Genomic DNA, 11526 nt, shown 5'->3' with positions numbered 1-11526 from the left:
GTCCTGACCCGGCCCCGCCGATCCCACCGCCGGGCCCGACACCGGCCCGCCCCGAACAAGGGAGCCCCTTGCCGTGACAACTCTCCTCGTCCCGGTCGCGCTCGACGTCCTGGTCGTCCGGGAACCCGGTGCCGCGTCCGACTGGGCGGACACCGCGCTGACCCGGCCCACCCCGCCGGCCAGCGGCCGGGTGCAGCAGGACCTGCTGCCCGAGCCGTTCAGCGCCCGGTCCACCGCCCGGCCGGCGGGCGCACACCTGCACTGGGGGCTCCCCGACGGGCTGACCCGGGGCGTCGCCGACGACACCGGCGCCACCACCTTCCCGCCGGTGCCCGACCGGTGGCTGGTGGTGCGGCTCTCCGGCGCGGCGACGCCCGGTCCGCGCGCCGTGGAGGCGTGGCTGCTGCCGTACGCGGGCGCGATCGAGCCGGTGCGGGTGGACCGCGCGTTGACCGGACCGACCCTGCCCGCGCCCGGCCCAGCGCCGCGTTCCCCGCTGACCGCGCTCGGCCACGGCGACCTGGGCTGGGCCGGCTACTACGACAACGTGACCCACCGGTTCGCGTTGCACGACGAGCTGACCGGGGTGACCGGGCCGGTGGCGTACCTGGTGGTGGGCTGGTACACCGACCCGACCCGGGACCCGCTGCACGTGACCGGCGAGACGGCGTACGCCACGCGGATGGAGGACCTCGGCTGGCAGGTCCACGAGCCGAACGACGAGGACGAGGACCAGCCGGTGCCGGACCGGTCGGTCTACCACGCGGCGGCGGTCTCCATCGGCTGGCCGACGCCGAACTGGCCCGGCGACGGCGGGCTGCTCGGCCGGGAGACCGACTACCGGCCGGCGCCGGACCAGGTGGCGCTGGCCCTGGGGGAGACCCTGGCCGAGGCGCTCGCGGCGGTCGCCGCCGAGCCGGACGACCCGACCGAGGCGGCCCGGATGGTCGAGGCGCTGCTGCAGGGCGCGCTGGCCGACGTGACCGGCGGCGACGGTCCGGCCCGGCTGGACGCCTCGCTGCACCAGAGCCGGTTCGGCTCGGCTCCGGCGGCGGCCGGCAACGAGTACATCTGGCAGCCGGCGACCGGCTCCGGCGCCGCCGGTGGCGGGTCGTTCGTGCAGGTGGAGCGGACCCGGCCACGGGTGTGGCACGCGCTGGAGCCGACGCTGGTGGTGACCGGCGGCGGGCGCAGCCCGAAGCACGGCGCGGACGGCCGCTACTCCGAGCTGGGCACCCTGCTGTGCCGGCTGGACGGGCAGACGGTACGCGGGTTCGGGGTCGCCGGCGGCGACGCCGGCCGGGGCGCCACGGTGCTGCCGCCCACCCCTCTCGCCGGGCTGCTGCCGCAGTACGGCGTGCCGGCGGTCGCCACCGACCTGCTCGTCGAGCTGGCCAGCATCGACCCGGGCTCCGCCCCCGACCTGGCCCGGTCCACCGCCACCCAGCCGTCCCCGGTGGCCGCCGCCCGGGCCGCCTGGTGGGCGACGTTCGACCCGGGCGTGGGCGACCCGACGAGCGCGCCGCCCGGAGCCGTCGTGGAGGGACAGCTGCCCAGCCCGGTGGGGGTGACCCCGCCGAGCCGGCCGTGGAACCCGCTGCTGCTGGAATGGTCGGGCAGCTACCTGCCGTCCCCGCGCGGGGCGCACGACTGGCCGCTCGGCGAGGTCGACTTCGAGCTGCCCGCCACGGTGACCGAGCCGCCCGCCGAGACCGGCCGTACGCTGCGCGGGCGGGTGATGCTGTCCGCGTCGGCGGCCGCGCTGCTGGACGGCACCATCGACGCGGAGGACGCCGAGCGGGACCTGCTCTCCGGTGAGCTGGTGGGCATCGCCGAGCAGTTGCGCCGCGACGTCACCGGCCTGGTGGTGGACGCGCCGAACGCCACCGACACGGCACAGCCGCCGCAGCCGCCGCGGGCGCCGGACTTCGTCGCCCTGCGGGCCGGCTACCTGCGGGTGGACCGGGCCCGCCTGGTGGACGGCTTCGGCCGGTTCGTGGAGGTGCTCGGCCCGGACGTGGCGACGCCGGCGCCGGTGACGCACGGGGCGACGCTGGCCGTGCCGGGGCATCCGGACCTGGCCGCGTTGCGGCCCCGGTTCACCGCCCCGGCCCGGGTGCTGCTGCGCTTCGCCGACGCCACCGGGGCGCTCCGGGACGCCGACGCCGGGATCAGCCCGGTCTGCGGGTACCTGGTGCCGTCGCTGGTGGACCGGACGCTGGAGTTCTTCGACGACAAGGGCAGCGGCTACGGACGGCTGCGGCCGGACCCGGAGACGGTGACCGCCTGGGAGGAGGACCCGGGCCGGCCGGCGACGCTGGGCGCGCCGCCCAGCCGGTTCCTGCCGAACCCGCTGCTGGCGCGGTTCGCCGACCGGATGCTGGCCGCCGACCACGCGCTGGCCACCGCCCGCGCCGGGGGTCATCCGGCCGGCGGGGCGCAGAGCGCGTTGGAGTCGCTGCTGCGGGTGCTGGACACCACCCGGTGGACGGTGGACGTCACCGGCCGGGCCGGCGACGAGCACCTGGCGCTGCTGCTCGGCCGGCCGGTCGCGGTGGTGCGGGCCTACCTGAAGGTGGAGGTGGAGGACCCGCGGCAGCCTCCGGAGAACGCGCGGACCGGCGTACCGGTGCGGTTGGGCACGCTGTCCCGGTCCCAGGACGGGCTGCTGGCGTACTGCGTGGGCGACGACATGGACCGGCTGCACATCGTCGACCCGGCGGTGGCGCTGCTCGCCCCGGGCCTGCCCGACGAGAGCGGGGTGGCCGGGTTGCCGGGCGCCGACCCGATCACCTCGCCGTACGTGGACACCTCCGGGACCTTCACGGTGAACCCCGGCGTGCCGGTGCCGCTGACCCTGCTGATGGTGCCCGGCTCGGACGTGCACATCACCGCCGGGCTGGTGCCGCAGAAGGGGGTGGGGCTGCTGCGGGAGTGGACCGCGCCGGCGCTGTCCCGGCTGTCCCCGGCGCTGCGCTACGGCCCGGTGCTGCGGGACCTGGAGACGACCCGGCTGCCGCTGCCACAGGACGTGCGCGGCTCGTGGCACTGGCACCGGCGGAACGCGCCGGGGGAGTGGACCAGCGACTCGGTGGTGCCGACCACCCCGGACGCCTTGCTGCCCAACGAGCCGTCGGTGACCAGCGAGGGCTGGCTGCAGGTGGCGCTGGTCGCCGACACCGAGTACTACGACGCGGCGGTGCCGGTGCGGGTGAGCTGCGTGCGGACGGTGAACGGCACGACCGTCGGGCTGGGCGGGCAGAACGGCGACGGCAGCCACTTCCTGATCCCGGTGCCGGAGGCGATCGAGCTGATCGGCAGCGGCCGGTTCGCGTTCTTCGTGCAGGAGCCGGGCACGGCGCGTACCGCCATCCGGGTCATCCGGCCGCGAACGGGCCGACCGTACCTGCGCACGGTGGCCGACGACGCCGCGCCGAACAACCTGGACAGCCTGCCGGAGTGCAACCACGTGCGGTGAGCCGGCGGGGGTGGGGTGGCACCTGGGGCCACCCCACCCGGCCGGTCACGGCAGCTGCGGGTAGAGCGCGGCGACGCCGCTGGCGAGCCCGGCCCGCACCTGCCGGCTGACGTCGTCGGCGAGGATCTCGTACGCGTCGGCCTCGATGCCGTCGACAGCGATCCGGGCGATGTCGGCCGGGTCGGACTTGGGCCCGGTGACGCCGGCGGCCATGTCGGTGTCCATGTACCCGACGTGCAGGCCGGCGACCCGGATGCCGCGGTCGGCGAGCTGGACGCGCAGCGCGTTGGTCATCGACCACTCGGCGGACTTCGCCGCGCTGTACGCGCCGACGTGCGGGAAGCTCAGCCAGGACAGCGCGGACAGGACGTTGAGGATCGACCCGCCGCCGTTGCCGGCGATCACCGGGGTGAACGCCCGCACCACCGACAGGGTGCCGAAGTAGTGGGTGTCCATCTCCAGCCGGATCCGGTCGAGGTCGGCGTCGAGCAGGTCCGCCCCGGTGCCCGAGCCGGCGTTGTTGACCAGCAGCGTGACGTCCCGGGCGAGGTCGGCCGCGGCGGTCACCGAGGCGGGGTCGGTGATGTCCAACCGCACCGGCGTGACGCCGGGCAGGTCGACCCGGTCGGGGTTGCGGGCGCCGGCGTACACGGTGGCGCCGCGGGCGAGCAGTTCGGCGGCGAGGTGCCGGCCGAAGCCCCGGTTGGCGCCGGTGACGAGGGCGGTGGTTCCGGCGATCTTCATGGGCGTACTCCTGGCTGTGTCGGCGCGTGACTCTCACGCGACGGGGGTGGGGTTCAGGGCGCCGTCGGCGCGTCCGGGTCGCTGCGGCGCAGGCCGGGCCCCGGGCGTACGGCGATCTCGTCGGCGGCGACGTCGTGGCCGGCGTCGCAGCGCAGCCGCGCGTGCACGGCGGCGCCGCAGTCGTGGTGTTCGAGGCGGATGGACGGGCCGGCCTCGTCGGCGGCCCAGGCGTCGCCCCACTGGCGCAGCGCGGTGAGCACCGGCAGCAGCTCGGCGCCCTTGCGGGTGAGGTGGTACTCGTCGCGGGTGCGCTGGCCCGGTTCCCGGTAGGGGTGCCGCTCGAGCAGCCCGTCGGCGACGAGCTGCTTGAGCCGGGCGGCGGCGACCGGCTCGCTGACGCCGGCCCGCCGGGCGAACGCGTCGAAGCGGCGGGTGCCCAGCGACGCCTCCCGCAGCAACAGGAGGGTGGTGCGGTTGCCGACCACGTCGAGGGCGCTGGCGATCGAGCAGGTGCTGGTCAGCCAGGAGTCCCGGTCGGCGAGCAGGTCGTCGGTCATGCCGGCGACGCTACCGTAGCTGACTTAGCTGTACCAAAGTCAGCTAGGTCACAGGGCCCGGACACGACGATGCCGACCACCCGTTCCAGGTGGTCGGCATCGGTGTGACGAGCGTGGTTAGGCGGCGACCCGGGAGGCCGGCCGGCGCTGGGCCGGCGGGGTGGCGGACCAGCCGGTGGCCGGCTCCCGCCCGTCCGCGCCGGCGGGCGCCGCCGGGGTGGCGTCGGCCCGCGCCACGCTCAGCGCGTGCTGGGCGTTGTTCCAGGCCACGCAGGGCCAGGGCTGGCCGGCGCAGAGCAGGTTGCGGCAGCCGCCGTCACCGTCCGGCTCGTGGGCGTCGGCCACCTCCAGAGCCAACTTCCACAGCAGCGGGTCGGTCACCTCTTCGGGCCGGTCGGCCTGCTGTTCGGGCCGGTCGAGACTGGTTTCGGACACGAATGATCCCCCCTTGGGCGCAGGTGCTGGGCCCACCTTCACCAGTTTCAGCGCGAGTGAATCCTCCTACCGTTACGCCGCGCCGGTTATGAGGGTGTTTTCGCCCGAAAATCCCGCTGTCCTGCGGGAACCTGGTACGGACAGGTGGGAGCCACTGTCCGCCCGGGTGGTCGCACCGGGGTCGTCAGGACCACACCGACTCGGCCGTCCGGCCACCGCCCGCGCGGCCAGGGCCCGGCCCGGGCCGGGCCCCGCCGGGCGCCGCCGGATCAGTTCAGGTCGAGCTGCACGGTGGCGATCTCCCAGGCCCGCAGCGGCACCCGGACCAGCCCGTCACCGTCGACCGTCAGCGGCTCGCCCGGCCGGCCGAGCAGGTCGGCCCGGCACGCCGCGCGGATGGCCGCGCCGCCGAGCACGGCGGTGGTGTCCGTCGGGGTCTGCGCCACCAGCCGCACCTCGGTGCGGCCGGCGCGGTCCCGCACGCTGGTCAGTGCGACGCCGGCGCCGTCCACGGCGAGCCCGACCGTCGGCGCCGGCAGATCGGTGGCCGGGTCGGCCGTGCCGGGGAAGGCCAGCAGCTCGTGCCGGTACGCCTCGGCGGCCGCCAGCACCCCGGCGGAGTGCCAGCCGCCCCGGTACGGCAGCACCGCCAGCTCGACCGTGCGCAGGCCGCGGCACTGCGCCTCGGGCGTGGGCAGCTGCGGGCCGGCCGGCTCGTCGCGCAGCGCGTGCCGATTGCGCGACAGCATCCCGATCGACCGCAGCAGGGTGACCGCCAGTTCCCGGCCGGAGTCGGTCAGCTCGTACTCGGTGGGCTGGGTGAGCAGCACCGCGAGGGCACCGTCCGGCCCGCCGGCGGCGACGAACCCGTTCGCCGGGAAGGTGGGCAGCGGCACCTCACCGCCGCCGCCCTCCGCGGTCAGCCCCCGCTCCACGACGGCGAACTGGCCCTCGGCGGACGAGGTGTCGGCCGGGGACGGCAGCGGCAGGTGCAGCCGGACCCGATGGTCGTCGCAGCGGTTGTCGAACTCGACCCGCAGCCGGGCGAACGGCTCACCGCAGCGCAGCTCCACCCGGGTGGTGACGACGATCGTCTCGTGGTCGACCGCGCGGGAACCGGCGTCGACGTCCGCGGCCACCGGCCAGCGGTACTCCCGCACCACGTCCAGCACGGCGACCAGCGGCCCGTCGTGGCGGACCACTGTGCGCACCGCGCGCGGCTTGTCGATCACCTCGTCGGTGGCCGGCGGAGCGTAGTTGTAGCTGTCGCCCACGTCGCCGCCGTCGACCACCCGGCCGACCCCGTCCACCGTCACGCCGTCCGGGGTGGTCAGCGCCAGCGTGCCGTCCTCGGCGACGTCGACCCGCAGCAGCCCGTTGTCGACGCTGCGGCCGGCCACTGTCACCGGGGCGAACCCGGGGTCCGCCGTCGCCGGCAGGGGCACCGGCCGCACCGCGGCGCGCCCGAGCGGCGGCACCTCGACCAGGGCGGCGACGGTGGCCCGGGGCGCGGCGAGGATGCGTACCCGCCACCGGTCGTGCGGCCCGGCGGCGGCCAGCGCCAGCCGCACGTCCGCCACGTCGAAGGCCGGGTCGCCGTGCCGGGTCACCTGGAACGTGAGGGTGGCGTCGTCGGGCGACACCGACCAGGCGGCGACCTCCTGGCCGTACAGCTCGCGGCCGTGCACCCGGGTGAGCACGGCCGGCAGGTCGGCCGCCGGCACCACGTCGTCGGCGAGCAGCGTCCGGCCCCGGTCGAGGACCTGGGCGGTCACGCCGCGGCCGGTGGTGTCGGCCACCGCCACGGTGGCGTCGGCCACCGCCACGGTGGCGTCGGCCACCGCCACGGTGGCGTCGGCCGGTGTCGCCACGTCCAGGAAGACCAGGGCGGTACGGGCCGCCGGGGTGGGGTTGAACACCAGGTAGCCGTCCCGGGGAACGGCCGCGGCCAGCCGCGCGCCGACCAGGTCGCAGACCGCCCGGCCGAGCTGGTCGGCCTCGGCGAGCCGGGCGGCGACCTGCTCGGCCGTCTCGTCGCAGCCGCAGCCGGTCACCGAGTCGTGGCAGCTGGCGTCGATCAGCCGGGTCCAGGCCATGTCGAGGAAGCGCTGCACCGAGGTGTCGTGGGTGAGCGCGGCGAGCGGTTCGGCGTACCGCTCGACCCGCCGCTCGGCGCGGTTCATCGCCCGCTTCAGGTGCGCCCGGACGGAGATCACGCCGGGCAGGATGTTGGCCCGCGCGTGCGAGCGCAGCTCGCCCCGGACGACGGGCAGGCCGTCCACGGCGGTCGGTTGGGTGGCGAAGTACTCGGCGAGGGTGCCCAGCCGCAGCCGGGTGTCGGCGAGGTCGGCGGCGGCGAGCAGGTCGGGGGCGTCCGGCGCCGGGGCGGCGTGGTCGGTGCCGTACATCGCCAGCGCCGGGGTGTCCTCGCCGTCGAACCGCCAGTCGGCGAGCTTGCCGGCCAGGTCGGCCGCCCGGCGGGTGATCTGCGCGGGGTCCTCCATCAGCCCGGCCGCGTTGCCGTAGCCGCCGGGCAGGTACTCGGTGCGCACGGTGGTGCCGTCGGGCGCCTGCCAGGCGAACGCGTGCCGGTGCATCCGCTCCGGCACGCCGCGGAACACGCAGGCGTGGGCCAGCCCCGCGCCGGCCAGCAGCTGCGGCATCTGGGCGATGTGGCCGAACATGTCGGGCAGGTAGCCGACCGGCATGGCACCGCCCAGCTCCGCGCTGCGGGCCAGTCCGCGTTCCAGGTTGCGGACGATGTTCTCGCCGGAGCAGAGGAACTCGTCCAGCAGGATCTGCCACGGGCCCACCGCCAGCCGCCCGGCGCGGACCAGGGCGATCACCTGCTCCCGCCGTTCCGGGCGGACCTCCAGGTAGTCGTCGACCGCGGCGAGCTGCCCGTCCAGCGTGAACCGCTGCCGCGGGTCACGCTCCATCCGGTCGAACACCTCGTCGAGCAGCGCCACCAGCCGCAGCCGGAACCGCTGGAACGGCTCGTACCACTCCCGGTCCCAGTGGGTGTGCGGCACCACGATGATCTCGGTCGGTCGTCCCATCAGCTCGCCGCCTCTCCGCCGATCGCCGCCCCGGTCAGCTCCCCGTAGCGGCGTACCACCTGCTGGCTGGTCCGTACGTCGGCCGCGCCCTCGGCGATGCCGGTCAGCGGCGCGGCGCCCCCGGTGACCATCGCGTGGAACGCGACCAGCTCCTGCTCGAACGCCTCGGTCACCGACCGGAACGTGGCCCGCCGCTCGCCGCCGCCGTGCTCGTCCACCACGGTCAGCGTGGTGGGCGCGTTGAGCAGGTACGGCGAGGGGAACGCCAGCTCCAGCGAGCCGCGGGCGTGGTGCAGGGTGACCGTCTCCCGGTAGGCCGGGTAGTCCGGCAGGTTGAGCCACCGGATGCCGTAGCGGGCCCCGCCGGGCAGCCGCCCGCTGATCTCCACCGACGGCTCGGCCGGGCCGGCCGGGGTGAGCGGCCAGGTGGCCACCTGCTCCACGCTGGCCGGTGCGCCGGTGAAGAGCCGCAGCAGCGACAGGTCGTGCGAGATGCTGTTGATCAGGATCTGGTAGAGGGTGCGGGCGCCCGGGTCGGCGCCCACGGCGGCGTCCAGCAGCGCCCGGTCGGCGGCGGTGAACCGGGCCGCCTCCTCGGCCGGCACGTCGCCGGGGGCCGGGGGCAGGTTGGCGAAGCGCAGCTGCCGGTCGCCGCCGGCGTGCAGCACGGTCACCTCCACCGCGTGCACCCGCTCCGCGCCGCCCAGCTCGGCCAGCAGCCGCGCGGCCTCGGCCACCGCCGGGTCGTACTGCTTCATGTAGCCGACCATCAGGGCGGTGCCACCGCCGGCCAGCTCGGCCAGCCGGTCGGTCTCGGCGAGCGTGTACGCCAGCGGCTTCTCGCAGAGCACCGGCAGCCCGGCGCGCAGCGCCAGCGCGGCCAGCTCGCCGTGCGAGCCGGAGGTGGCCAGCAGCACCGCGTCGCAACCACCGTCGGTCACCATCCGGGCCGCGTCGGTGTACCGGCGGGCCGGTTCCACGCCGTACCGCTCGCCCAGCTCGGCGACCCGGCTCGGGGACAGGTCGGCCAGCGCGACGATCTCGAACAGGTCGCCCCGGCGTTGCAGCAGCGGCAGGTGCACGGTACGGGCGATGATGCCCAGCCCGGCCACCGCGATCCGGATCCGCTTGCCCGGCTCGGTCATCGCAGCGCCTCGGAGAGCCACCGGAGGTTGGCGTGCTGGTCGGCGCGGATCCGGTCGAGGTCCCGGCCGTCCGCGGGGGCGTCCTGCTCGATGACCAGCCAGCCGGTGTAGCCGGTGGCGTCGAGGCCGGCGAGCACCCCGGCGAGGTCGACGTCGCCGCGGCCCAGGGCGCAGAAGCCGCCGGCGGCGACCACGTCCATCAGCCCGCCGCCGGCCGCCCGGACCCGGGCGTGCGCGGCCAGGTCGGCGTCCTTCAGGTGCACCTGGCCGATCCGCCCGGCCCAGCGGCGTACCGCGGCCACCGGGTCGCCGCCGGCCAGCGCCAGGTGCCCCGTGTCCAGGCAGACCGCGATGTCGGTGAGGTCGAGCAGCCGGTCGGCCTCCGCCTCGGTCTCCACGTCGGTGCCGAGGTGGTAGTGGAACACCGGCTCCAGGCCGCGGTCGCGGCACCGGTCGGCGGCCTGCTGCACCCGGGCGGCGAAGTCCGGCCAGGCCGCGGCGGGCAGCGCCGACGCCAGGTCGGTCGGGGTGCCGGGGCGGGCCATCCGGGCCGGGTTGCCGGGGCAGGCCAGGGTCGGCCGGGGCGCGAACCGGGGGTCGCCGGCCGGCGCGGCGGTGAACACGTCCAGCGCCGCGTCGAGCTGGGCCAGGTCCTCGGCGAAGCCGGCCGGGTCGGCGAAGCGCAGGTCGACCCAGCCGCCGGCGAGCGCGATGCCGGCGGCGTCCAGCCGGCGGGCGAGGGTCTCACCGGTGCCGAGGTAGCCGATCGGGCCGGAGTCGATCCCGGTGTAGCCGTCGTCGGCCAGCGCCGCGAGCAGGTCGTCGGGGCCGACGGGTGCGCCGGTGGGCTGGTAGATGCCGTAGTTGACGGGGGCGCCGGCCACCCGCGTGCGTCCGGTCAGCTGCACAGTGCGATCACCTCCATGCGATGGGACTCCAGGACGTGCAGCCCGTCGCCGGCCGGCAGCAGGCACTGGTCGCCGCGGACCAGCCGGTGCCGCCCGTCCGGGTAGGCCAGCAGCGCGCCGTCGGCGTCGAGCACCAGCAGTTCGTCGCCGAGGCGCAGCAGCAACGGCCCGTCCGGGTCGGCGGAGATGGCGGTACGGCCGCCCCGCAGCGCGTCCAGCACGGCGTCCTCGGGTGCGGCGGCGCGGTCGGCGAGCACCCAGGTGGTGGGGGAGCCGGGCAGCGCGTCGGCGCCGGGGCGGTGGTAGTCGCTGCCACCGACCGGTACGACGTCCGCCCGCCACGCCCGCGCCCAGGCCAGCGGGGCCCCCCAGGTGCGGTCCCACCAGCCGGAGTGCCACACCTCGACCAGCGGGGTGCGGTCGGCCAGCGGCTGCCGCCAGGCGCAGTCGCCGCCGAGCGGGTGGTTGACCGACATCAGCCCGCCGTCGCGCCGGGCGGCGGCGAGCCACTCGTCCGGTGGCCGGCGGAAGTCGACCCAGTCCACCGGGCCGAAGACGTTGGCGTGCCCCCGGTCGGTGGTCACCTCCTGGCCGGGCAGCAGGCTGATGCCGTAGCGGGCGGAGGCGGCCGGCAGCCAGGGGTGGTGGCTGACGGTGTTGTGGTCGGTGACGGCGAGGAAGTCCAGGCCGCGGGAGGCGGCGAGCGCGGCGAGTTCGTCGATGGTCTGCGCGCCGTCGCTGTGCACGGTGTGCGCGTGCAGGTCACCGGCGAGCCAGTGCCGGCCGTCGACGCCGGGCAGGTCCCGGCGGGGCGGCCGGTCCGGGCGCGGCGGCGCGGCCGGCGGCTCGGGTTCCGGTGGCGCGGTGCTGCTGGTGGTGGCGGTGACCTCGTACGCCAGCCCGTCGGGCGGGATGCGGTGCAGCCGTAGCAGCACCTGCCACTCGCCGGGTTCCAGTTCGCCGGGGAGGTAGCCGGGGGTGGCCCAGTCGGCGGTGATTGTGTAGCCGTCCCGGGCGCCGCCGGACCAGCCGCGGAAGCCGGCCGGGCCGACGCAGCCGAGGTCGAGCACCCCGGCCGCGCGGGGGTAGTCCAGCCGGACGGTGAGCGCGGCGGTGCCGGGCGCGACGGTGACCGGCAGGGACCGCAGCACGTTGTCGGCCCGGTCCTGGAGGGTCCACCTGCCCCGGTGCGTGACCATG

8 protein-coding genes are annotated in these 11526 nt (G+C 76.4%); 1 reads left to right on the top strand and 7 read right to left on the bottom strand.

Annotated features, from left to right (window positions below; genetic code table 11):
• The first annotated feature begins 73 nt into the window (after positions 1–73).
• Complete coding sequence (locus tag DLJ47_RS11545) at positions 74–3478, top strand: DUF3892 domain-containing protein (protein WP_109900036.1); 3405 nt, start codon at positions 74–76, stop codon at positions 3476–3478.
• A 45-nt stretch (positions 3479–3523) separates the two neighbouring features.
• Here DLJ47_RS11545 and DLJ47_RS11540 read toward each other — a convergent pair whose 3' ends face one another.
• The 7 genes from DLJ47_RS11540 to DLJ47_RS11510 all read right to left on the bottom strand — a co-directional run bounded on the left by DLJ47_RS11540 (position 3524) and on the right by DLJ47_RS11510 (position 11525).
• Complete coding sequence (locus tag DLJ47_RS11540; protein WP_109900035.1) at positions 3524–4222, bottom strand: SDR family oxidoreductase; 699 nt, start codon at positions 4220–4222, stop codon at positions 3524–3526.
• Positions 4223–4275: 53 nt separating this feature from the next.
• Positions 4276–4779, bottom strand: a complete 504-nt coding sequence (locus DLJ47_RS11535; protein WP_109900034.1) for a winged helix-turn-helix transcriptional regulator — start codon at positions 4777–4779, stop codon at positions 4276–4278.
• A gap of 117 nt (positions 4780–4896) precedes the next feature.
• The gene (locus tag DLJ47_RS11530) at positions 4897–5214 is read right to left on the bottom strand and encodes a hypothetical protein (protein ID WP_146228075.1); all 318 of its coding nucleotides are present in this window, start codon (positions 5212–5214) and stop codon (positions 4897–4899) included.
• 269 nt (positions 5215–5483) lie between these two features.
• Positions 5484–8273, bottom strand: a complete 2790-nt coding sequence (locus tag DLJ47_RS11525) for a glycoside hydrolase family 38 N-terminal domain-containing protein (RefSeq protein ID WP_109900032.1) — start codon at positions 8271–8273, stop codon at positions 5484–5486.
• Positions 8273–9418: a Gfo/Idh/MocA family protein gene (locus tag DLJ47_RS11520; RefSeq protein WP_109900031.1), complete on the bottom strand. Its 1146-nt coding sequence runs from the start codon at positions 9416–9418 to the stop codon at positions 8273–8275. The genes DLJ47_RS11525 and DLJ47_RS11520 overlap by 1 nt, the downstream gene beginning before the upstream one ends.
• Positions 9415–10326, bottom strand: coding sequence for a sugar phosphate isomerase/epimerase family protein (locus DLJ47_RS11515; RefSeq protein WP_199235794.1), 912 nt, complete (start codon positions 10324–10326; stop codon positions 9415–9417). The genes DLJ47_RS11520 and DLJ47_RS11515 overlap by 4 nt, the downstream gene beginning before the upstream one ends.
• Positions 10317–11525, bottom strand: coding sequence for a CehA/McbA family metallohydrolase (locus DLJ47_RS11510; RefSeq protein ID WP_109900030.1), 1209 nt, complete (start codon positions 11523–11525; stop codon positions 10317–10319). The genes DLJ47_RS11515 and DLJ47_RS11510 overlap by 10 nt, the downstream gene beginning before the upstream one ends.
• Position 11526 lies beyond the last annotated feature (1 nt).

The sequence above is a fragment of the Micromonospora sp. S4605 genome, assembly GCF_003176715.1.
Lineage (GTDB): Bacteria > Actinomycetota > Actinomycetes > Mycobacteriales > Micromonosporaceae > Micromonospora > Micromonospora echinaurantiaca.
Note: the sequence above shows the minus strand (reverse complement) of the source record. Positions and strands in the feature narration are given on the sequence as shown.